The sequence below is a fragment of the Pseudomonas sp. zfem003 genome (genome assembly GCF_032621675.1).
GTDB lineage: Bacteria > Pseudomonadota > Gammaproteobacteria > Pseudomonadales > Pseudomonadaceae > Metapseudomonas > Metapseudomonas otitidis.
On sequence record NZ_JAVYJG010000013.1, the window covers coordinates 12,685 to 33,579 of the forward strand.

Consider the following 20,895-nt stretch of genomic DNA (forward strand, 5'->3'; position numbering starts at 1 on the left):
TGGTCCAGCGCACCGGCGGCCTCCAGGGACTGGCGGATCACCCCGCGCAGCTTGCCGGTGAAGGCGTTGAAGTGGCTGGCCAGCGCGGTCACTTCATCCCGGCCGTGGGTGTCCAGCTGGCTGGTGAGGTCCCCCTCGCCGCTGGCGATGTCGGCCATGGCACCCACCACGTCCTTCAACGGGCGGGTGATGCTGCGGGCTATGAGCGTGACCAGGGCGGCCATCAGCAGGGCGATGACCAGGCCGATGGCCGAGGCTTCGAGCGCCTGGTTGCGGAACTCGCCCTCCATGTCGTCGATGTAGATGCCCGAGCCGAGCACCCAGCCCCAGGGCTGGAACAGCTGCACGTAGGACACCTTCGGCACCGGGTCGGAGGCACCCGGCTTGGGCCAGCGGTAGTGTACGAAGCCCGCGCCCTTGGTCTTGGCCACCTCCACCATCAGGTTGAACAGCGGCTTGCCGTCCGGGTCCTTGTAGCCGGAGAGGTCCTGGCCCTCCAGCTTCGGGTTGGTCGGGTGCATGACCATGCGCGGGCCCAGGTCGTTGATCCAGAAGTAGTCGGCCTTGTCGTAGCGCATGCCGCGGATGGTCTCCATCGCCTGCTTCTGCGCCGCCTCGCGGGTCAGCGTGCCCGCCGCCTCCAGGCCCTGGAAGTACTGCAGGGTGCCCATGGCGGTCTGCACCACGTGCTGCGTCTTCAGCTCCTTGCCGGCGAGCAGATCTTCATGGATCTGGCGGAGCATCAGCACCCCGAGGATCAGCAGCATCGACACGGCGACGACGAGGATCAGCCAGAGTCGCTGGCTGATGGGCAGGCTGCGCAGATTCATGAATGAAATACTCCCGCGATATTGTTGTTTTTCCCTAAGGCGACAGAGGCGCGCTACAGATGTTGTCTGATAGCATTTCGGCCCTTTCGCCCGAAACCTGAGCATGCACCGCAGGACGCCCGGGAACCCAGTCGACCAAGGTCGGTCATAGAGCCGCCCGTCAGCCGTGCCGGCAGACACACCAACGCACTTAATTTAGTCGGGCCACGACCGCGTGTGCCCTGGGGAGATTCGATGGATTTGTGGACCGCCTTCCAGGCCTTGTTGCTGGGCATCGTCGAGGGCCTGACGGAGTTCCTGCCGATCTCCAGCACCGGTCACCAGATCATCGTCGCGGATCTGATCGGCTTCGGCGGCGAGCGCTTCGAAGCCTTCAACATCATCATCCAGCTCGGTGCCATCCTCGCGGTGGTCTGGGAATACCGGCGCAAGGTCCTCGACATCGTAGTCGGCCTGCCGCGCCAGCGCAGCGCCCAGCGCTTCACCCTCAACCTGCTGGTGGCCTTCCTCCCCGCCGTGGTGCTGGGGGTGGCCTTCGCCGACCTGATCCACCACTACCTGTTCAACCCCATCACCGTTGCCACCGCCCTGGTGATCGGCGGCGTGATCATGCTCTGGGCCGAACGCCGCCAGCACAGCATCGAGGTCGACACGGTGGACGAGATGACCTGGAAGCACGCGCTCAAGGTCGGCTGTGCCCAGTGCCTGGCACTGGTGCCCGGCACCTCCCGTTCCGGCGCCACCATCATCGGCGGGTTGGTCTTCGGCCTCTCGCGCAAGGCCGCCACCGAGTTCTCCTTCTTCCTCGCCATGCCCACCATGGTCGGCGCGGCCGTCTACTCGGGCTACAAGTACCGCCACCTGTTCCAGTCCGCCGACCTGCCCGTATTCGCCCTGGGCTTCGTGGTGTCGTTTATCTTCGCCATGCTCGCGGTGCGAGCGCTGCTGAAGTTCATCGCCAGCCACAGCTATGCCGTGTTTGCCTGGTACCGCATCGGCTTCGGCCTGTTGATCCTCGCCACCTGGGTCTTCGGCGTGGTGGACTGGAGCACCGTCCAGGCCTGACGAGGCCGAGGTATTCGCCGCATCGATGAAGGCGCGCCACAGGCGCGCCTTTGTCATAGTGGGCCCCCGCCATTGCCCGGAGGCCCACTATGCTCCCGCTCGAACACAGCCTGCTGGCCGTCAACGGCATCCAGCTCGCCCTGCACCTGGCCGGGCCGGAGGATGGTCCGCCGGTCTGGCTGCTGCACGGCTTTCCCGAGTGCTGGCTGGCCTGGCGCCACCAGATCGAACCCCTGGCCCGTGCCGGCTACCGCGTGCTGGTGCCCGACATGCGCGGCTATGGCGCCAGCAGCGCCCCAGCCGACCCGGCCGCCTACGACCTGCTGACTCTCTGCGCCGACATCCGCGCCGCCATGGACGCCCTCGGCCAGGCCCGCGTTTGCGTCGTCGGGCACGACTGGGGTGCCCCCGTGGCTTGGCACCTCGCACTGCTGGAACCCCAGCGCGTCCAGGCGGTGGTGGGCATGGCCGTGCCCTTTGGTGGCCGGCCCCGGCAGCCGGCCACCGAGGCGATGCGCCGCCACTTCGCCGATCGCTTCAACTACATCCTCTACTTCCAGCAGGTCGGCCTGGCCGAGCAGGAGCTGGACGCCGACATCCCCCGCACCCTGCGCATGATGCTGCACCACTGTTCCGCTGCCGTGCCGCTGGGGCATTTCCTCCAGGAGCGCCCCGCCGGCTCGCGGCTCTTCGATGGCCTCGAAGACCCCGGCCAGCCGCCGGTGTGGTGCGAGCCGGAAGCCTTCGCCGGCTACTGCAAGGCCTTCGAGCGCCACGGCTTTCGCGGTGCGCTCAACTGGTACCGCAACTTCGAGCGCAACTGGGCGCTGACCGAGCCCTTGCAAGGGCAGCGGGTGCTGCAACCGGCGCTGTTCCTCATCGGTGACCACGACCCGGTGGGCCTGCTGGAAGCCCACACGCTGAAGCAGATGCCGGAGGTGGTGCCAGCCCTGGAGGCCCATCGGATCGAGGCCTGCGGGCATTGGCTGCAGAGCGAGCAGCCCGAGGCGGTGAATGAGCGCCTGCTGAATTTCCTGGCCCGGCACTACCGCTGAGGGGCTGGGCGGCGCAGCGCCAGGTAAAGCAGCGGGCCGATGGAGGCGAAAACCGCCGTCAGCAGGTAGAAGGGCAGCAGGTAGGCCAGGCTCCGGCCCTGGCGGCGGTTGTCCTGGTACATCCAGACCGCGATCAGGATGCAGGCCAGGTACAGGTCGATCACCACCTGGGCGGTGTCCGGCCGGCTCATCAATTGAGCGCCGAAGGCCAGCAGCGACTGTTCGCTGATGGCCATCACATAGAGGGTGTAGCCACCAAAGGCGAGGAGAGCGGCGAGGGCGAGGGGGCGGGCAGGCATGGCAACGTCCTTGTTATGGGTATGGACGCCGAATCTGCCGCAGTGCCCCCGCGCCGGCAATGAGGCATCGGGTCGCCCCAGGCGGTTCAGTCCAGCAGCAACCCCACCCGCTTGTACTTCGGCAGGCGCGCCACTACCAGTTGGTGGGAGCGGGTCAGCAGGGCCTTCAGCTCGGCGTCGCCGAGGGCTGGCGGCATCGCCACGCTGACCCAGAAGGCTCGGGCCAGGTAGGGCGCCGGGCGGATGCCGGGGCGGTCGACGTAGCCGAGGAACAGGTCGGGGTCGACCTTGAAGGCCAGGTCCTCGCCGAGGAAGTCGACGATGGCGAACATCTTGTTCCCGGCCACCGAGAACACCCGGTTCGAGCCCCACTTGAGGTCTTCCCGGGCGCCGGGCAATTGCAGGCAGAACGCGGCGATCTCGTCAGCGGTCATGGACAGCTCCTTGCAGGTCTATAGAGGGCGCTGGCGCGCATCGCTGCGCAACAGCACGAGACCCAGCAGCATGCCGGCCAGGGCCAGCCCGGCGGCTACCAGGAAGATCGCGGCAAAGCCCTGGGCGTTGGCCACCAGGCCCATCAACGGGCCGGCCAGGCCCAGGGCCAGGTCGAAGAACACCGCGTAGGCCCCCAGCGCCGAGCTGCGGCTGGAGGCGGGAATGCGCGAGATGGCCTCCACGCCGAGGGCCGGGTACACCAGCGACAGGCCGAAGCCGGTCAGCGCGGCGCCGCACAGGGTCAGCCAGGGCTGCGGTGCCAGCCACAGCAGGAGCAGGCCCAGGCTCTCGATGCCCAGGCAGGCGATGGCCACCCGGTAGCCGCCGAGCCGGTTGATGGTGCCGGCGAACAGCAGGCGCGCGCCGATGAAGGCGCAGCCGAAGGCCGTCAGGCACCAGGCCGCGCCGCTCCAGCCACGGCTGGCGTAGTACAGCGTGACGAAGGTGGCCAGGGTGCCGAAGCCGATGGAGCCCAGGGCCAGCGCCACGCCGTTGGGGGCGATGCGCAGGAACACGTTGCGAAACGGCAGGCGCACGCCGGCGACGATGGGCGCCGGCGCCTTGCCCCGCGCCACCAGCAGCGCTCCTGCGCCCAGCAGGGCGATCAGCGCGCCCATGCTCCACAGCCCCAGGCCGCCCACCAGCAGCACCCCCAGGGGCGCGCCGATGGCCACCGCGCCGTAGGAGGCGATGCCGTTCCAGGAGATCACCCGCGCGGTGTTTTCCGCACCGACCCGGCCGATGCCCCAACTGATCGAGCCGGTGCCCACCAGCCCCTGGGACACCCCCAGCGCCACGCGGCCGGCCAGCAGCAGGCCCAGGCTCAGGCTCGGCAGGCCCTGCAGGGAGGTGGAGGCCAGCGTCAGCAGGCCGCTCAGCGCGCAGCCCGCCAGGCCCAGCAGCACCGCGTGCTTGGCACCGCGGCGGTCGGCCACCGCGCCGGAGAAGGGGCGCGAGAGCAGGGTGGCGGCGTACTGGGTGCTGATCACCACGCCGGCCAGCACCGAGCCGTAACCCAGGTCGTTGTGCACGTAGCCGGGCAGGACCGCCAGCGGCAGGCCGATGCAGAGGAAGCTGATGAAGGTGAAGAAGACGATGGAGACGATCTGCAGGGTGATGGAGGCAGACTGCTCGACGCTGCGCATGGATGGACCTGGTTCGGCTCGGTGCGGGAGGCGCCCATCATCCTCCAGCCGGCGGGCCAAAGGAAAGCCAGCTAACGATTGCTCAGAGGGGCTCCAGCGCCTCGCCGCGGCAGGCGTCGACGAGGTGGTCGATCCACGCCCGCACCGCTGGCAGCAGGCCGCGCCGGTGGGTGTAGACCACCTGCAGGTGGCCACCCGGCAGCTCCCAGTCCGGCAGTACCCGTACCAGGCGGCCGTCTTCCAGCTCCCGGTTGCAATGCATCGCCGGCAGCATGGTGATGCCCAGGCCACGCAGGGCCGCCTGCTTGCGCACCTCGAAATCCTCGATGGCCAGCCGGGGCTCGAGCACGATGTCGCGGCGGTTGCCCTGGACGTCGCGCAGCAAGTAGTGCAGCTTGCGGTCCCGCTCCAGCGCGCCGAGTACCGGCAACCGGGCCAGGTCGTCCGGGGTTTGAGGGGCGCCTGCCTGGAGCAGGGCCGGGGCCGCCACCAGGTAGGCGCGGGCGGGCGCCAGGCGGCGGCAGATCAGCGAGGGCTCCTCGTCCTCCTGGTCGCGTACCCGCAGGGCCACGTCCACCCCCTCCGCCAGCAGGTCGACCCGGTGGTTCACCAGCGCCACCTCCAGTTGCACCAGCGGGTAGCGTTCGAGGAAGTCGCTGAACACGCCGCGCAGCCGGGTGCGGGCGACTTCGGTGGGGCAGGTGACGCGAATGCGCCCGCGCGGTTCGCTGGTCAGGCTGGCCACCGCTTCCTCGGCCTGTTCTGCCTCCAGCAGCATCGCCTGGCAATGCCGCAGGAAGCGCTCGCCCACGTCGGTCAGGGCCAGCTTGCGGGTGGTGCGCTGCAGCAGGCGTGCACCGAGTCGGGTCTCCAGCTCGGCGATGCGCCGCGACAGGCGGGACTTGGGAATGCCCAGCAGGCGCCCGGCCGCGGCGAAGCCGCCGTGCTCCACCACCTTGGCGAAATAGAAGAGGTCGTTGAGGTCCTGCATGCTGCGCTACCGCTCGGAAGAGGGCGCACTATGGCACTCGGGGGCGGATTTCGTCGACTTGATGAATCCTTTGCCTACGCAGTTGTCGGAGCGGTGTATCTTGAACGCTCCGCGTATCGGTGAATGCCAGGCCAAGACTGGCGCGATACCTGCAACACCTCAGGCTCACTGCCGGTCCATCGGCGGTGGCGCCGGCTCAGGGAGGCGAGCCTGGTCCGAACGCGGGGCGGAGCGCCCGATCCCTGAACCCGGAACGGAAGGTGAGCACCATGTTGGTTCGTCTTTCAGCCATCCTCGGCCTGGCCCTGCTGGCCGCCCTGGCTCCCCTCGATGCCCTGGCCGCCCAGGCCGTCGGCGTGCACCGTCTGGTGCTCAGCGACCCCCTCGACGACAGCGCCAGCCTCAGTGCCGTGGCCTTCTACCCGGCACGGGGCGAGCCGCAGAGCAGCGACCTGGGCTTCTACCACGTCGCCGCTGGTGAGGATGCGCCCATGGCCGCCGGGCGCTTCCCGCTGGTGCTGCTCTCCCACGGCAACGGCGGGTCGCCGCTGGCCCACCATGACCTCGCCACCGCCCTGGCCCGGCGCGGCTTCGTGGTGCTCGCCGTGCTGCACACCGGCGACAACTACAAGGACCAGAGCCGCACCGGCACCCTGAGCAACCTCTATGGCCGCCCGTTGCAGCTGTCCGCCGCCATCGACGCGGCGGAGTCCGATGCGCTGCTGGCGGGCGGCCTCGACACCGAGCGGGTCGGCGTCATCGGCTACTCCGCCGGCAGCGAGACCGCACTGATCCTGGCCGGCGCCCAACCCGACCCGGATCGCCTGCGCGCCTACTGCCAGCAGCAGCCGGCTGACCACGACACCTGCGGCACCCAGGGCGAGCTGGTGCCCGACCGCGACGACCTCGACCCCTTCGCCGACGAGCGTGTCAGCGCCGTGATGCTGATGGCGCCCCCTGGCGTGCTGTTCGGGCGCAAGGGGCTGGAGCCGGTGCAGGTGCCGGTGCTGGTCTACAGCGGGGACGAGGACCGCGTGGTGCCGCTGGAGCAGAACGCCCGTGCGCTGCTGCGCAAGCTGCCCAACCCGCCGGACTTCCGCCTGGTGCCGGGTGCCGGTCACTTCGTGTTCATGGCGCCCTGTTCCGAGGAGATGGACGCCCTGGTGCCCCAGGTCTGCGAGGATGCCGACGGGGTCGACCGGGTGGAGGTGCACCGCGAGCTGGACGCCGAGGCCGTACGCTTCTTCACCCGCACCCTGGCGGACCTGCAAACATCGCTGCGCTGATTCGCCTCATGGATGGGACGCTGCATCGCAAATGCACCGACTAATCGTCGTTTGGCTGCATGGGTAGGATGGCCACCATTCCGATCGCACTCCGCCGATCGCCAGACACAGGGGCCTTCCCATGAAACTTCTGCACCTCGACTCCAGCATCCTCGGTGACGCGTCCGCCTCCCGCCAACTCAGCCGCGCCGTGGTCGAAGCCTGGCAGGCCGCCGAGCCGGCCGTGCAGGTCACCTACCGTGACCTTGCCCAGGACGCCTACGCCCACCTCTCCGCCACCAGCCTGATGGCCGGTGCCACCCCCGCCGAGCTGCGCGACGCCGCGCAGAAGGCCGAGGTCGCCCTGTCCGAAGCCTCGCTGGACGAATTCCTCGGTGCCGACGCCATCGTCATCGGCGCGCCGATGTTCAACTTCACCGTGCCCACCCAGCTCAAGGCCTGGATCGACCGCATCGCCGTCGCCGGCAAGACCTTCAAGTACACCGAAGCCGGTCCCCAGGGCCTGGCCGGTGGCAAGAAGGTGGTGATCGTCTCCACCGCCGGTGGCATCCACGCCGGCCAGCCCAGCGGCCAGGCCCACGAGGCCTACCTGGTGCAGGTGCTGAACTTCCTCGGCATCACCGACATCGAGATCGTCCGTGCCGAAGGCCTGGCCTACGGCGAGGAACCCCGCGCCAACGCCCTCAAGGCCGCCCAGTCGCGCATCGGCGAGCTGTTCGCGGCTGCCTGATCGGCAGGCAGGATGAACGAGCCCCGCTTCGGCGGGGCTTTTTCATGGCTGTCGTGCTGGCCGGCTAGGGGGGGCCAGGCCAGGTGCGGCTGAGCAGTTCTTCGAGAATGGCCAGGCTGAACTGGCGCTGCAGGGTGATGGCGAAGAACTGTTCGGCGATGTCCGGCACCTCGGCGTAGAGCTGGAGCGTGCCGTTGCGCAGTTCATCCTGGACCACCACGGCCGGGAGCAGGGCCATGTCCCCGGAGTCGCGTGCGAGCAGGCGCAACATGGCCATGTCGTCCACCTCGGCACAGATGATCGGCGCCAGGTCGTGGCTGTTGCAGTAGACCTCGAACTGGCTGCGTACATCGCTGCTGCGCCCCGGCACTATCAGGCGCGCCTGGTTCAGGTCACGGCGGATGTCGAAGGGGCGGGAGGACTCGCGGGGAGGGCCGATCAGGCAGACCGCCTGGCGTGCCAGCAGGCGGCACTGCCAGGTGCGCTGGCTGTCGGCGCTGACGGCCTTGTTGGTCAGCACCACGTCCAGCTTGTGGAGGGCCAGGCGCTCCAGCAGGTCCTCCAGGCTGCCGGACTCCAGGACGATGCGCAGGTCCGCACGCCCCAGCAGCGGACGCAGTAGGTTCTCCTGGAAGTTGCGGGAGAGGGTGGCCACTGCGCCGATGCGCAGGACCTGGCTGGCCTGGCGGCTGCTCAGCAGGGTGGTTTGCAACTCGCTGCCGAGGGCGAAGATGGTCTCTGCGTAGTCCAGCACCAGGCGACCGGCCTCGGTGAGTTGCAGGCTGCGGCCGGAGCGGGTGAACAGGGCATGGCCGAGCTGGTCTTCCAGGGCACGGATCTGGGTCGACAACGCCGACTGGGAGACATGCAGGGTCTCGGCGGCGCGGGTCAGGTTGCCCTCCTTGGCCACGGCCCAGAAATAGTGAAGGTGATGGAAATTCAGCCGGCGCATCTGATCGTTCCCAGAAAGTGAACGTTTCCTTCTTATCTATCTATTTTTAATAGATCAAGCACTCCCCGAAACTGACCATCAACACGCCTCGGTGGAGCCTTCCCATGTCCGATCTGTCCTTTCCTCTGGCGCAGGCCTTGCCCTGGGTCTACGCGCTATCACTGCTGGCAGCGGCCTTCCTGCGCGCCGGGCGCATCTGGTGGCCGGCCCGGGGTGCCGGCTTCGTCGGGCTCGCCCTGGCCTTCGCGGCCTGGCTGCAGGCGGCTGCACACGGGTTCGAGGGGGACCGGCTGGGCCTGGCGATGATCGCTCTGGTAAGCCTGCTGGCCCTGGTGATCATCGAGTACTCCCGGCGTTACCTGGAGGGGGAGCCGGGCCAGCGGCGCTACGTGCTGGCCCTGCTCGGCACCCTGGCGGCGGTCGCCACGGTGGTCACCAGTACCGACCTCTTCCTGCTGGTGGGCGCCTGGATCGCGTCCAGTCTCTGCCTGCATCCGTTGCTCACCTTCTACCGTGAGCGTCCCCAGGCCCGGGTCGTGGCCCATAAGAAGTTCCTCGCCAGCCGCCTGGCCGATGCCTGCCTGCTGCTGGCGGCGTTCCTGCTGGTACAGGCCAGCGGGGATAGCGCCATCCCGGCCATCACCCATGCCCTCGAGGTCCGGCTGCAGGCCACCGGCCAGCTCGGCTGGGACCTGCAGCTGGCGGCCTGCCTGATGGCCCTGGCGGTCATCCTGAAGTCGGCGCAATTGCCGGTGCATGGCTGGTTGATCCAGGTGATGGAGGCGCCCACACCCGTCTCGGCGCTGTTGCACGCTGGCCTGGTCAACCTCGGTGGCTTCCTGATCCTGCGCTTCGCGCCGCTGTTTTCCGCCTCGGTGTCGGCGCAAAGCCTCCTGGTTATCGTCGGCGGGGGCACTGCAGTGCTCGCCGCCCTGGTGATGATGACGCGCGTCAGTATCAAGGTGCGCCTGGCCTGGTCCACCTGCGCACAGATGGGGCTGATGTTGCTGGAGTGTGGCCTGGGCCTTTATGAGCTGGCCCTGGTGCACCTGCTTGCACACTCGCTGTACAAGGCTCATGCCTTCCTCACCGCCGGGGAGACGGTCGCCCAGTCGCGGCACCAGGCCCTGTACCCCAGCGCGCCGAGCCCGGACCTGCTGAGCCTGGTGTCGGCCCTGCTGCTGTCCGGCCTGGCCCTGCTGCTGGTGAAGGGGGCGTGGGATGCGTTGTGGCCGGGCCATGCGCTGCCGCTGGTGGCCCTGGCGATTCTTGCCGTCGGGCTGGCCCCGTGGTGCCTGCGCCGAGGTCCGCTGCCGTATGGCGTGGCTATGTTCGTGCTGCTGGTGGGCGCCTACCTGCTGTGGCACCAGGCTGCCGCCTGGCTGCTGCGCAGCACGCCGACCGTCGCGCCACTTCCTCTGACCCTGCTGGCGCTGGGGCTGTTCCTCGGCCTGTACCTGGTGCAGGCACTGATCCTGACCCGCCCGAAGGGGGGCCTGGCGCGGCGTCTGTACCCGCTGGCCTTCGCCGGCTTCTACCTCGACGAGCACTTCACCCGCCTGACCTTTCGCCTGTGGGCGGCGAGCCCGCCGCAGGCATCGTCCCGTGTTGCAGGAGACCAGCCATGACCGCCCATGAACACCCTGTCGGCCTCGAACAGCAAGCTTTGCTCGATGCGGCACGGCAGGCCTGCGAACGCATCGCGCCGACCTGGCCGCTGGACCGCATGATTGCCGTCAGCCCGCTGTGGGAGCGTCGCCACCAGCCCTGGCAGGCTGTCGCCGAGCAGCTCTGGCTGCGCGCGGGGAGTCGCCTCACGCTCGCCCCCGATGACTACCGGCAGGCCTGGGAAGAAGGACGGATCACCGAGCGTCACCTGCGCCAGGCGCTGGCGGAACAGCACCAGGCGGCGCACATCGATCCCCTGCTGCAGGCCCTGGAGACCCCCGGCGAACCCGCGCAGGGGCTGCTCCTGTTGGAGGATCTCGCCGAGCCGGGCATGCCCCTGCCGGGCTGGTCGGTGCTGATCACCCAGCAGATCGGACAATGCTGCGCCGCGTGGTTCGATCGCGAGCAGGCCGACTGGCGCCCGGACGAGGCGTCTGGCCTCTATCGCTCCTGGCGCGACAGCACGCTGCTGGACCGGGGACTGGAGGTACTCAGCGGCTGTGCGGACCTGAATGCACGAGTCGCCACGCTTGCCGAGCAGCCGGAGGTGGCGCTGGAGCACGCGGCGCGGCACCTGGGCCTGTCGGCGAATGACTGGGCGCCCTGGTTCGATGCGCTGCTGTTGCGCAGCATCGGCTGGGCGTCCTGGTGTGCCTACCAGCGCTGGCAGGCACGGTTGCAGGGTGGGGACGACCAGAGCCTGCTGGAGCTGCTGGCCATTCGGGCCTCCTGGGAGGTGCTGGTGGATGACGGTCGGCGCGACGGCGAAAGCCGCTGGAGCCACTGGCTTGCGGCTTGGCAGGCCCGGCTCGAACAGGCCCCCGACGAGCGCTGGCGGGCCTTGCAGTTATGGCAGCGGGCCGAGGAGCTGGCCTGGCAGGAGCAACTGCAGGCGCAACTCTGCGGTGCCGTGCCGCTGCCGGTTCCCCGGGCGCCGCTGGCCAAGGTGTTTTTCTGCATCGATGTGCGTTCCGAGCCCCTGCGTCGTGCCCTGGAGCACGCCTGCCCGGACCTGGAGACCGGCGGCTTCGCCGGCTTCTTCGGCCTGCCCATTGCCTACACCCCGCTGGGCACCGCCGCCACCCGGCCGCAGTTGCCGGGTCTGTTGGCCGCGCAACTGCAGGTCAGCGAGGCCAGCGGCGATGCGGCCCTGGATGAGCGCCTGGTAGCGCGGCGGCAGGTCCGGCTGGCTCGCGAGGGGCGCTGGCAGGTCTTCCAGCGCCTGCCGGCGTCGACCTTCGCCCTGGTAGAGAGTCTCGGCCTAGGCTATGCCGGTGCCCTGATCGGGCGCACCTTCGGGGCGGCGGGTGCCGGCCACGACGTGCACCGCAGCGGGTGGCGTCGTGACGAGTGGCGGCAACTGCAGCCCCAACTGCTGGCCGTGCCCCTGGCGCAGCGCATCGACCTTGCCGAGCGCATCCTTCTGGCGATGGGGCTCAAGGGCACGGTGCCCGGGTTGCTGCTCCTGCTGGGGCACGGCAGCCAGAGTGCCAACAACCCCCAGGCCGCCGGCCTGGACTGTGGGGCGTGCTGTGGGCAGACCGGCGAGGTCAACGCCCGGGTCCTGGCCGGGCTGCTCAACGACCTCGATGTGCGTAGCGGGTTGCAGGCGCGGGGGTTCGTGCTGCCGCCGTCCTGCCATGTGCTGGCCGGGCTCCACAACACCGGCACCGACGAGGTCCGGGTGTTCGACCATGACGCCGTTCCGCAGGCCCTGCAGCCGAACTGGCGGCGCCTGCGCGAGGCCCTGGACGAGGCCTCGGCACGGGTGCGCCGGGAGCGCGCGGCCGGGCTGGGGCTGGCCGATGCGCAAGGCCAGCCCGGCAAGCTGCTCGGCCTGCTGCGGCGGCGTGCCCGCGACTGGGCCCAGACGCGTCCCGAGTGGGGGCTGGCCGGCAACGCCGGGTTCATCGCGGCGCCGAGGGCACGCACCCGTGGCGTGGACCTGCAGGGCCGGGCCTTCCTGCACGACTACGACTGGCAGCAGGACGAAGGCGGGCGTGTGCTGGAACTGATCATGACCGCGCCCATGGTGGTGGCCCACTGGATCAACCTGCAGTACTTCGCCTCCACCACCGACAACCTGCGCTTCGGCAGCGGCAACAAGCTGCTGCACAACGTAGTGGGTGGCCATATCGGCGTGTTCGAGGGCAATGGGGGCGACCTGCGCATCGGTCTGTCACGCCAGTCCCTGCATGACGGGCAGCGGTGGGTGCATCGCCCCGTCCGTCTGCATGTGGTGATCGAGGCGCCCACCGGCATGATCGACCGGGTGATCGAGCAGCACGCCACCGTCCGCGATCTGGTCCACCACGGCTGGCTCTACCTGTTGCAGCTGGACGGCGAGCCGGCCCGCCTGCAGCGGAGGACGGCCGACGGATGGCAGGTGCTGGAGCGCGCCTGAGTGCCGACGCCTCGCCCCGGGTCTGGGGCGGGGCATTTCGGGGGAGCGCTAGAAGTAGCCCTCGATCTTCTTCTTCTCCATCGAGCCTTCCTGGTCATGGTCGATGACCCGTCCCTGGCGTTCGGAAGTCCGGGTCAGGAGCATTTCCTGGATGATGGCCGGCAGCGTCTGCGCCCGGGATTCCACCGCGCCGGTCAGCGGGTAGCAGCCCAGGGTCCGGAAGCGTACCCAGCGGGTCTGGATGCTGGCGCGCTGCGCCGGACTCAGGTGGGGCAGCAGGCGCTCGTCGTCGACACAGATCAGCGCGCCGTTGAGTTCGACCACCGGCCGCGGCGCAGCGCGGTAGAGGTCGACGATCTCGATGCCTTCGAGGTGGATGTATTGCCAGATGTCCAGCTCGGTCCAGTTCGACAGGGGGAACACCCGCAGGCTTTCACCGGCGTTGATGCGGGTGTTGTACAGCTGCCACAGCTCGGGACGCTGCTGCTTGGGGTCCCACCGCTGGCGCGGGTCGCGGAAGGAACAGACGCGCTCCTTGGCACGGGATTTCTCCTCGTCCCGCCGGGCGCCACCGAAGCAGGCGTCGAAGCCGTACTGCGCCAGCGCCTGCTTCAGGGCCTCGGTCTTCATGATGTCGGTGTACTTGGCCGAGCCGGCGGAGAACGGGGTGATGCCGAGCCGTTCTCCGTCCGGGTTGATGTGAACCCGCATGTCCAGGCCCAGGCGCGCGGCCAGGCGGTCGCGAAACCGCCCCATCTCCTGGAACTCCCAGCCGGTGTCCACGTGCAGCAGCGGGAAGGGCACCGGACCGGGAAAGAAGGCCTTGCGCGCCAGGTGCAGCAGTACCGTGGAGTCCTTGCCGATGGAATAGAACAGGCAGGGGTTGCGCGAGGTGGCCACCACCTCGCGGAGGATGTGGATGGCCTCGGCTTCCAGGGCCCGCAGGTTCGTCAGGCCCGGGGAGCGGGCGGGGCAGGGGACGTCGGTCATGGGTTGCACCGTTCGCAGTCACCGGCGCTGGCCAGGTGGGTGACGGCCTGCCGCTGCTGGTGTCGGCAGGCGGGGCATTCCCAGATGTGGGCGGCCGCCAGGGCGGTGGTCAGCCCGCAGTCTTCGCACAGTAGCCCGGGTTCATGGCGGGCGATGGCATAGCCCGGCGCGTTGCACTGGGGGCAATGCCTGGCCAGGCGCCGCGCCAGTTGCCGGGCGGCTTCGGTGATCACCACCTGGCGCTGCGGATTGAGGTGGGCGCGCATGTCGGTCTCCAGCCACACCGAAGGCTGGTGCGCCAGCACCTGGCCCACCGCATCCATCAGCACGGCAGGGTCCTGGATGGCCTTGCGGAACCAGGGTTCGCCGGGGCGGCCGAGGATCAGCGCGTGCTCGGGGAACTGTGCGCGCCGGGCAAAGCTGTCCGCGGCCTCCAGGCTGTCGATCTCGGCATGGGCATAGTTGGTGGCACCGGAGCCGGCCATGGCGAAGACCGCGTAGTTCAACTCGGCATCCCATAGGCAGAGGATCTCGTAGTCCCAGGGCATCCAGCCCAGGTGCGGGTCACGGCCGAAGCAGCCCTCGCTGCCCAGGCCGTAGCGCGTGCCTGCCAGGGTGCAGGCCAGCTCGGCCTTGCGTTGTGCGGCATCGTGGGCGCTGCCCTGGCGCGGGATTTCCCGGCTGAACGTGCCGAACTGGTCGGTATCCCAGGCGCTGGTCGGTTCGACGACGAAGCCCAGCGGAGCCAGGGCGTCGACCACAAGCCGGGCCTTGTCATGGCAGGTGAGAAAGGCAATGCGGGATGCCTGGGTGGCGGTTGCATCGTGGCGGCGCGGCGTGAAAGCGGCAGTCATGGCGGGTCTCCTGCAATAGCGGGGATGCAGGCATTTTCGCGAGGGCTTTCTATAGTCGAAAATAGATTATCCAAGCGTAATACATTGGTTATCAGCAATGAAAAGACCCCGGTTCCACACGCGCCAGACCACCTTTCGCCAACTGGAGACCTTTCTCGCCGTTGCCGAGCGCCTGAGTGTCACCGAGGCGGCGCGGGCGCTCCACCTGGCCCAGCCCTCCGTCTCGACGCAGATCGCCAAGCTGGAGCAGGCCCTGGGCATGCAGCTGTTCGAGCAGTTGGGCAAGCGCCTGCACCTGACCGATGCCGGGCGCGAAGTGCTGGCCGGGGCCCGGAACATTTTCGACGCCCTCGACCATCTGGAGATGCGCCTGGCCCAGCTCAACGGCCTGACCGCCGGGCAACTGCGGCTGGGGGCGGTGACCACGGCGAAGTACCTCGTGCCCCGCCTGCTGGGGCCGTTCTGCCGGGCCTTTCCCCAGGTCGAGGTGGAGCTGAACATCGCCAACCGGTCGGAGGTGATCCGACGCCTGGAGGACAACCGCGACGATCTCTACGTCTTCAGCCAGCCCCCGCGCCACCTCGACCTGGAACTGACCCCACTGGCCGACAACCCGCTGGTGGTCATCGCCCCGGCCGGTCACCGCCTGGCCGGTCGCCGCATCCAGTGGGCGGAGCTGGCCGGTGAGCCCTTTCTCACCCGCGAGCCGGGCTCCGGTACGCGCCTGGCCATCGAGGAGCACTTCGCGCATTCGGGATGGACGCTGAAGCCGCAGATGACCATCGAGAGCAACGAGGCCATCAAGGAGTCCGTGGCGGCGGGGCTGGGCATCGCCATCCTCTCGCGGCACACGCTGATCCACACCGCGCCGGGCAATCTGGTCGAACTGGATGTGGAGGGCTTCCCCATTGCCAATCGCTGGTACCTGGTGCGCTGGCGCACCAAGAGCCCGTCACCGGCTGCGGAGGCGTTCAGCCGGTTCGCCGAGCTGCCGCTGGAGGCGCCTGTCTTGCCGGTGTGAGCCTCAGGCCAGGCGCTGGCTTGCCCGGGCCAGGCGGTCGTGGATGGCGGCCCAGGCCTCGTCGGCCGGCGGCAGTTGGATGTACAGGTGTTCCAGGCCCAGGGCGTCCAACTGGTAGAGCGCCGCGTAAAGACCCGCTGCGTAGGCCTTGGGGTCATCGCCCAGGTCAAGTGCCGGTCCCTGGCAGGGCAGCGGCTGGCCGCACCATAGCCAGCCACAGCGTGGCGATGCGATGGCGTGTACCGGCGGCTGGACGAAGGCCAGGGCCGGTGTGGCCGGTGCGTAGTGACGGTGGTGCTGGCCCGGGGTGCGCAGCCCGCCGGCCTTGTCCTCCAGCGGCTGGCCTATCACAGCCTCCAGGCTGGCCCGTGGCAGCATGCCGCGCCGCAGGAGCCGTGGCGCATCGCCAGGCAGCAGGCTGACGATGCTCGACTCCAGGCCCACTCCGCACGCGCCGCCGTCGAGAATCCACAGGTCGCTGTCGGGAAACTGCTGGGCGACATGCCCGGCGCTGGTGGGGCTGATCGACATGTAGCGGTTGGCCGAGGGCGCCACCAGGCCGCCATCGAACGCGGCCAGCAGCGCACGCGCCATCGGGTGCGCCGGGACCCGCAGTGCCACGCTGTCCTGCCCGGCGGTGACGCAGCGCGAAACCTCGTCACGGGCCGGCAGCACCAGGGTCAGGGGGCCCGGCCAGAAAGCCTCCATCAGCCGCCGGGCGGCGGCGGGAACCGTGCTGGCCCAATGTTCGGCCTGCTCCTGGCGCTCCAGGTGGACGATCAGCGGGTTGCTGCTGGGGCGGCCTTTCAGCTCGAACACGCGCTGCACGGCAGCTTCCTGACAAGCATCGGCCGCAAGGCCGTAGACCGTTTCCGTGGGCATGGCGACGAGGTGGCCCGCACGCAGGCGGGCGGCGCACGCCTGGGCGTTCTGGGTGAGGTGGGGCATATCGGGGCTCTGTGGAGATGCGGCTACGATTCGCGCGAGCTTTTAGCAGGTCCGGGGCGACGTGGCGAGGCCTCTCGCGGCCATGGCGCCATCCGGCAGGGGCGGGCTGTGGTTCGGCCCGCCAGGTGTTACCATTGCGCCCCTTTACGCCGCGCCGGGCGCCCGAATGCCAACCGGGCACCGGCCACAGGACGCCCCGTAACCCCGCTGGACCCCGTTTGCCGACTCGCCTCCCATCGCTGCTTGCCGATCCGGCCCATAAGCCCGGGAGCGCCTGCCGCCTGCCATGGCGAGCACCAGCGGCTGTTCGCCATCGACGACGACCGGGTAGCGGAAAGGGCGCTCAATTACCGTTGCAATCCCGTAGGACACACCCTTGATCTCCACCGCCAACATCACCATGCAGTTCGGCCCCAAGCCGCTGTTCGAAAACGTTTCCGTCAAGTTCGGCAACGGCAACCGCTACGGCCTGATCGGTGCCAACGGCTGCGGCAAGTCGACCTTCATGAAGATCCTCGGCGGCGAGCTGGAGCCGTCCGGCGGGCAGGTGATGCTCGAACCCAATACCCGCCTGGGCAAGCTGCGCCAGGACCAGTTCGCCTACGAGGACTTCACCGTCATCGACACGGTGATCATGGGCCACGCCGAGCTGTGGAAGGTGAAGGCCGAGCGCGACCGCATCTACAGCCTGCCGGAGATGAGCGAGGACGACGGCATGGCCGTGGCCGAGCTGGAAGTGCTGTTCGCCGAGATGGACGGCTACACCGCCGAATCCCGCGCCGGTGAACTGCTGCTGGGCCTGGGCATCCCCCTGGACCAGCACTTCGGCCCGATGAGCGCCGTGGCTCCGGGCTGGAAGCTGCGCGTGCTGCTGGCCCAGGCGCTGTTCTCCGATCCGGACGTGCTGCTGCTGGACGAACCGACCAACCACCTGGACATCAACACCATCCGCTGGCTGGAAGGCGTGCTCACCGCGCGCAACAGCACCATGATCATCATTTCCCACGACCGTCACTTCCTGAACAGCGTCTGCACCCACATGGCCGACCTGGACTACGGTGAGCTGCGCCTGTTCCCGGGCAACTACGACGAGTACATGACCGCCGCCGAGCAGGCCCGCGAGCGCCTGCTCTCGGACAACGCCAAGAAGAAGGCGCAGATCGCCGAACTGCAGCAGTTCGTCAGCCGCTTCTCTGCTAACGCCTCCAAGGCCAAGCAGGCCACCAGCCGTGCCCGCCAGATCGACAAGATCCAGCTGGAAGAGGTCAAGCCGTCCAGCCGCGTCAGCCCCTTCATCCGCTTCGAGCAGTACAAGAAGCTGCACCGCCAGGCGGTGACCCTGGAGCGGGTCAGCCAGGGCTTCGACGGCACGCCGCTGTTCAAGAACCTGTCCATGCAGATCGAGGCCGGCGAGCGCGTTGCCATCATCGGCCCCAACGGCATCGGCAAGACCACCCTGCTGCGCACCCTGGTGGGCGAGATGGCGCCGATGGCCGGCGAGGTGAAATGGACCGAGAGCGCCGACGTGGGCTACTTCGCCCAGGACCACGCCGAGGACTTCGAGGACGACATGACCCTGTTCGACTGGATGGCCCAGTGGACCCAGGGCGGCGAGCAGCTGGTGCGCGGCACCCTCGGCCGCATGCTGTTCTCCAACGACGACATCAAGAAGTCGGTCAAGGTCATCTCCGGGGGCGAGCAGGGCCGCATGCTGTTCGGCAAGCTGATCCTGAAGAAGCCCAACGTGCTGGTGATGGACGAACCCACCAACCACCTGGACATGGAATCCATCGAGGCGCTCAACCTGGCGCTGGAGAACTACCCGGGCACGCTGATCTTCGTCAGCCATGACCGTGAGTTCGTCGGCTCCCTGGCCACCCGCATCATCGAGCTGTCGGAGAACGGCGTGACCGACTTCAGCGGCACCTACGACGACTACCTGCGCAGCCAGGGCGTGATCGTCTGATCACGACCGGACAGGAAAAACCCCGCTCAGGCGGGGTTTTTCGTTTTCAGAGGCGGGCCGGCTTCAGCCCAGCACCCGGTGGGCCAGGCCGACGTACAGCGGGATGCCCAGCAGGATATTGAAGGGGAAGGTGATCCCCAGGGACATGCCGAAGTACAGCGAGGGGCTCGCCTCGGGGATGGCGAAACGCAGGGCCGCCGGCACGGCGATGTAGGAGGCGCTGGCCGCCAGCACCATCAGCAGCGCGGCGTTGCCAGCCTCGACCCCGACCAGCACGCACAGGCCCAGGGCCAGGCAGGCGTGCACCGGCGGGGCGGCCAGCGCATAGAGCAGCAGCCAGGGCGAACGGCCCTTGAGGTCCCCCAGGTTGCGTGCGGCCAGCAGGCCCATGTCCAGCAGGAAGAAGGCGAGCATGCCCTTGAACAGGTCCACCGAGAACGGTGCCAGGGCGGCCTGGCCCTTGGCGCCGGTCACCAGGCCCACCAGCATGGCGCCGAGCAGCAGCAACTGAGCCCCGTCGGTGAGGGACTCGTGCAGCACCTTGCCCAGGCCGACGCCGCCGCTCGGGGCCCCGCCCACCGCCAGGGTGCCCGAAGGCGTGGCCAGCGCCGCCGGGGCGGGCGCACGGTGGCGCAGGGTGTTGGCCAGCACCACGGCGATGATGATCGCCGGCGACTCCATCAACGCCATGGCTGCAGCCATGTGCCCGCCATAGGGCAGGCCCTGGTTCTCCAGGTACTGGATGGCGGTGATGAAGGTCACCGCGCTGACCGAGCCGTAGGTGGCGGCCAGGGCCGCGGCGTCGAAGCCGTTGAGCAGGCGGCGCAGCAGCTGGTAGGCCAGCGCCGGCACCAGCAGCGCGAGCACCACGGCCAGGCCCAGGGAGCGCGCCACTTCCGGGGTGAAGCCGGAGGCGGCGAGGGCGAAGCCGCCTTTCAGGCCCAGGGCCATCAGCAGGTAGAGCGAGAGGAAGCGGGAGATCGGTGCGGGGATCTCCAGGTTGGACTTCAGCAGGCCGGCGAAGATGCCGAAGAGGAAGAAGAGGATCGCGGGGTCGAGGAAGTTGGCCATCGTCGGTTTCCAGGGGAGCAGGGATGGCCATAGGCTAGTGCGCAAGATGCATAATCAAAAATCAATAATTACGATGCAAAGATTAGAGGAAAGGTTATGAATGCGACGTTCCGGCAATTGCGCCTGTTCCTCGCCCTGGCCGAGCACCGCAGCATCACCGCTGCCGCCCGGGCCTGCCACGTCACGCAGCCCACCGTGTCGATGCAGCTCAAGGAGCTGTCCGAGGCGGTGGGCATGCCGCTGTACGAGCAGATCGGCCGGCGCCTGTACCTCACCGAGGCCGGCGAGGCGCTGGCCGAGACGGCCCAGGCGATGGTGGAGGAGTGGGGCTCGTTTGAGCAGCGTATCGACGGCATGCGCGGGTTGACCCGGGGGCGCCTGCGCCTGGCGGTGGCGAGTACCGCGCAGTACTTCGTGCCCAGCCTGCTCGGACGCTTCTGCGCCAGCCACCCGCAGATCGACATCGCCCTGGAGCTGCTCAACCGCGATGCGGTGCTGGCGCGCCTGCGGGACAACCGCGACGACCTCTACATCCTCTCCATGCCGCCGGCCGACCTGGAGCTGGAGACCCACGCCTTCCTGCCCAACCCGCTGGTGGTGATCGCCAGCCAGTCGCACCCCCTGGCTGGCCGGCAGGGGCTGACCCTTGCAGACCTGGCGGAGCAGCGCTTCATCCTCCGCGAGCGTGGTTCCGGTACGCGGCTGGCCTGCGATGCGCATTTCCAGCAGGTCGGCTTCGTGCCCCAGGTCTGGGTGGAGCTGGGCAGCAACGAGGCGATCAAGCAGACGGTGGCCTCTGAAATGGGGCTGTCGGTCATTTCCCGCCATGCCCTGGCACCCATCGTCGAGCACGAGCAACTGGCCGTGCTGGATGTGCAGGGATTCCCGCTGCAATCGAACTGGTGGACGCTCTATCCCCGGGGCAAGCGCCTGTCGCCCCTGGCGACGGTGTTCCTCACCCACCTCGATGACATGGCCCAGGCCTGGTACCGGCAGCGCCAGTCGCAGTAGGGCGCCTCCAGGCCCCCCGATGCTGTCATCGGTTCGGGTGTTTGATACGGGGCGGGCGGGTGGCCGGTCGTCTGTTTTTCCAGGTTGTCAGGGGTGCGATGCGACTCGCCGAGG

18 protein-coding genes and 1 pseudogene are annotated in these 20,895 nt (G+C 68.8%); 9 read left to right on the forward strand and 10 right to left on the reverse strand.

From position 1 onward, the window contains the following. Window positions 1-56: 56 nt before the first annotated feature. Window positions 57-935, reverse strand: a pseudogene (locus tag RTK35_RS30710) (cache domain-containing protein); the annotation flags it as partial. A 129-nt stretch (window positions 936-1,064) separates the two neighbouring features. On the opposite strand from RTK35_RS30710, the gene RTK35_RS27300 reads away from it, so the two are divergent. Together RTK35_RS27300 and RTK35_RS27305 are read left to right on the forward strand one after the other, a co-directional pair. Then, window positions 1,065-1,895: an undecaprenyl-diphosphate phosphatase gene (locus RTK35_RS27300; RefSeq protein WP_316909438.1), complete on the forward strand. Its 831-nt coding sequence runs from the start codon at window positions 1,065-1,067 to the stop codon at window positions 1,893-1,895. Between the two features lie 89 nt (window positions 1,896-1,984). Continuing rightward, window positions 1,985-2,950 carry an alpha/beta hydrolase gene (locus RTK35_RS27305; protein ID WP_316909439.1) on the forward strand — a complete coding sequence of 322 codons (966 nt, stop codon included), beginning with the start codon at window positions 1,985-1,987 and terminating at the stop codon, window positions 2,948-2,950. Here the strand turns inward: RTK35_RS27305 and RTK35_RS27310 are convergent. The 4 genes from RTK35_RS27310 to RTK35_RS27325 all read right to left on the reverse strand — a co-directional run bounded on the left by RTK35_RS27310 (window position 2,941) and on the right by RTK35_RS27325 (window position 5,880). After that, window positions 2,941-3,249, reverse strand: coding sequence for a DUF2834 domain-containing protein (locus tag RTK35_RS27310; RefSeq protein ID WP_282887996.1), 309 nt, complete (start codon window positions 3,247-3,249; stop codon window positions 2,941-2,943). The two genes, RTK35_RS27305 and RTK35_RS27310, sit on opposite strands and share 10 nt — an antisense overlap. Window positions 3,250-3,335: 86 nt before the next feature. Continuing rightward, the gene (locus tag RTK35_RS27315; protein ID WP_172433134.1) at window positions 3,336-3,683 is read right to left on the reverse strand and encodes an MmcQ/YjbR family DNA-binding protein; all 348 of its coding nucleotides are present in this window, start codon (window positions 3,681-3,683) and stop codon (window positions 3,336-3,338) included. 18 nt (window positions 3,684-3,701) lie between these two features. Beyond that, window positions 3,702-4,889 carry an MFS transporter gene (locus RTK35_RS27320; protein WP_236214420.1) on the reverse strand — a complete coding sequence of 396 codons (1,188 nt, stop codon included), beginning with the start codon at window positions 4,887-4,889 and terminating at the stop codon, window positions 3,702-3,704. An 82-nt stretch (window positions 4,890-4,971) separates the two neighbouring features. Beyond that, complete coding sequence (locus tag RTK35_RS27325; RefSeq protein ID WP_316909440.1) at window positions 4,972-5,880, reverse strand: LysR substrate-binding domain-containing protein; 909 nt, start codon at window positions 5,878-5,880, stop codon at window positions 4,972-4,974. A gap of 272 nt (window positions 5,881-6,152) precedes the next feature. Here RTK35_RS27325 and RTK35_RS27330 point away from each other — a divergent pair, with 272 nt between their 5' ends. Both RTK35_RS27330 and RTK35_RS27335 read left to right on the forward strand, forming a co-directional pair. Beyond that, window positions 6,153-7,166 carry an alpha/beta hydrolase family protein gene (locus RTK35_RS27330; RefSeq protein WP_316909532.1) on the forward strand — a complete coding sequence of 338 codons (1,014 nt, stop codon included), beginning with the start codon at window positions 6,153-6,155 and terminating at the stop codon, window positions 7,164-7,166. Between the two features lie 121 nt (window positions 7,167-7,287). Next, window positions 7,288-7,896, forward strand: coding sequence for an FMN-dependent NADH-azoreductase (locus RTK35_RS27335; RefSeq protein WP_316909441.1), 609 nt, complete (start codon window positions 7,288-7,290; stop codon window positions 7,894-7,896). Window positions 7,897-7,960: 64 nt separating this feature from the next. Here RTK35_RS27335 and RTK35_RS27340 read toward each other — a convergent pair whose 3' ends face one another. Beyond that, complete coding sequence (locus RTK35_RS27340) at window positions 7,961-8,848, reverse strand: LysR family transcriptional regulator (protein WP_165667588.1); 888 nt, start codon at window positions 8,846-8,848, stop codon at window positions 7,961-7,963. Window positions 8,849-8,952: 104 nt separating this feature from the next. On the opposite strand from RTK35_RS27340, the gene RTK35_RS27345 reads away from it, so the two are divergent. Then, window positions 8,953-10,476, forward strand: a complete 1,524-nt coding sequence (locus RTK35_RS27345; protein ID WP_316909442.1) for an NADH-quinone oxidoreductase subunit L — start codon at window positions 8,953-8,955, stop codon at window positions 10,474-10,476. Further along, window positions 10,473-12,920, forward strand: a complete 2,448-nt coding sequence (locus tag RTK35_RS27350) for a DUF2309 domain-containing protein (protein WP_316909443.1) — start codon at window positions 10,473-10,475, stop codon at window positions 12,918-12,920. The genes RTK35_RS27345 and RTK35_RS27350 overlap by 4 nt, the downstream gene beginning before the upstream one ends. A gap of 48 nt (window positions 12,921-12,968) precedes the next feature. On the opposite strand, the gene cysD is transcribed toward RTK35_RS27350, so the two are convergent. Next, a complete protein-coding gene (gene cysD, locus RTK35_RS27355; protein WP_316909444.1) occupies window positions 12,969-13,910 on the reverse strand; it encodes a sulfate adenylyltransferase subunit CysD in 942 nt (313 codons plus the stop codon). Continuing rightward, entirely contained in the window at window positions 13,907-14,764 is an 858-nt protein-coding gene (locus RTK35_RS27360; protein ID WP_316909445.1) for a DUF6671 family protein, read from the reverse strand. The genes cysD and RTK35_RS27360 overlap by 4 nt, the downstream gene beginning before the upstream one ends. Window positions 14,765-14,861: 97 nt before the next feature. Here RTK35_RS27360 and RTK35_RS27365 point away from each other — a divergent pair, with 97 nt between their 5' ends. Further along, window positions 14,862-15,785, forward strand: coding sequence for a LysR family transcriptional regulator (locus RTK35_RS27365; RefSeq protein WP_316909446.1), 924 nt, complete (start codon window positions 14,862-14,864; stop codon window positions 15,783-15,785). Window positions 15,786-15,788: 3 nt separating this feature from the next. Here RTK35_RS27365 and RTK35_RS27370 read toward each other — a convergent pair whose 3' ends face one another. After that, the gene (locus RTK35_RS27370) at window positions 15,789-16,733 is read right to left on the reverse strand and encodes an L-threonylcarbamoyladenylate synthase (protein WP_316909447.1); all 945 of its coding nucleotides are present in this window, start codon (window positions 16,731-16,733) and stop codon (window positions 15,789-15,791) included. A 376-nt stretch (window positions 16,734-17,109) separates the two neighbouring features. Between RTK35_RS27370 and RTK35_RS27375 the strand changes: the two genes are divergently transcribed. Next, entirely contained in the window at window positions 17,110-18,699 is a 1,590-nt protein-coding gene (locus tag RTK35_RS27375; protein WP_044409009.1) for an ABC-F family ATPase, read from the forward strand. A gap of 63 nt (window positions 18,700-18,762) precedes the next feature. On the opposite strand, the gene RTK35_RS27380 is transcribed toward RTK35_RS27375, so the two are convergent. Further along, complete coding sequence (locus RTK35_RS27380; RefSeq protein ID WP_074967598.1) at window positions 18,763-19,770, reverse strand: sodium-dependent bicarbonate transport family permease; 1,008 nt, start codon at window positions 19,768-19,770, stop codon at window positions 18,763-18,765. 96 nt (window positions 19,771-19,866) lie between these two features. Between RTK35_RS27380 and RTK35_RS27385 the strand changes: the two genes are divergently transcribed. Next, complete coding sequence (locus RTK35_RS27385; protein WP_044409016.1) at window positions 19,867-20,781, forward strand: LysR family transcriptional regulator; 915 nt, start codon at window positions 19,867-19,869, stop codon at window positions 20,779-20,781. The last annotated feature ends 114 nt before the right edge of the window (window positions 20,782-20,895 follow it).

Bases quoted from the DNA above. Each gene is read 5' to 3' on its own strand.
- RTK35_RS27300 (WP_316909438.1), top strand. From the start codon at position 1,065: ATGGATTTGTGGACCGCCTTCCAGGCCTTGTTGCTGGGCATCGTCGAG.
- RTK35_RS27325 (WP_316909440.1), bottom strand. From the start codon at position 5,880: ATGCAGGACCTCAACGACCTCTTCTATTTCGCCAAGGTGGTGGAGCAC.
- RTK35_RS27380 (WP_074967598.1), bottom strand. From the start codon at position 19,770: ATGGCCAACTTCCTCGACCCCGCGATCCTCTTCTTCCTCTTCGGCATC.
- RTK35_RS27315 (WP_172433134.1), bottom strand. From the start codon at position 3,683: ATGACCGCTGACGAGATCGCCGCGTTCTGCCTGCAATTGCCCGGCGCC.
- RTK35_RS27305 (WP_316909439.1), top strand. From the start codon at position 1,985: ATGCTCCCGCTCGAACACAGCCTGCTGGCCGTCAACGGCATCCAGCTC.
- RTK35_RS27370 (WP_316909447.1), bottom strand. From the start codon at position 16,733: ATGCCCCACCTCACCCAGAACGCCCAGGCGTGCGCCGCCCGCCTGCGT.
- RTK35_RS27310 (WP_282887996.1), bottom strand. From the start codon at position 3,249: ATGCCTGCCCGCCCCCTCGCCCTCGCCGCTCTCCTCGCCTTTGGTGGC.
- cysD (WP_316909444.1), bottom strand. From the start codon at position 13,910: ATGACCGACGTCCCCTGCCCCGCCCGCTCCCCGGGCCTGACGAACCTG.
- RTK35_RS27345 (WP_316909442.1), top strand. From the start codon at position 8,953: ATGTCCGATCTGTCCTTTCCTCTGGCGCAGGCCTTGCCCTGGGTCTAC.
- RTK35_RS27385 (WP_044409016.1), top strand. From the start codon at position 19,867: ATGAATGCGACGTTCCGGCAATTGCGCCTGTTCCTCGCCCTGGCCGAG.
- RTK35_RS27350 (WP_316909443.1), top strand. From the start codon at position 10,473: ATGACCGCCCATGAACACCCTGTCGGCCTCGAACAGCAAGCTTTGCTC.
- RTK35_RS27365 (WP_316909446.1), top strand. From the start codon at position 14,862: ATGAAAAGACCCCGGTTCCACACGCGCCAGACCACCTTTCGCCAACTG.
- RTK35_RS27320 (WP_236214420.1), bottom strand. From the start codon at position 4,889: ATGCGCAGCGTCGAGCAGTCTGCCTCCATCACCCTGCAGATCGTCTCC.
- RTK35_RS27335 (WP_316909441.1), top strand. From the start codon at position 7,288: ATGAAACTTCTGCACCTCGACTCCAGCATCCTCGGTGACGCGTCCGCC.
- RTK35_RS27360 (WP_316909445.1), bottom strand. From the start codon at position 14,764: ATGACTGCCGCTTTCACGCCGCGCCGCCACGATGCAACCGCCACCCAG.
- RTK35_RS27340 (WP_165667588.1), bottom strand. From the start codon at position 8,848: ATGCGCCGGCTGAATTTCCATCACCTTCACTATTTCTGGGCCGTGGCC.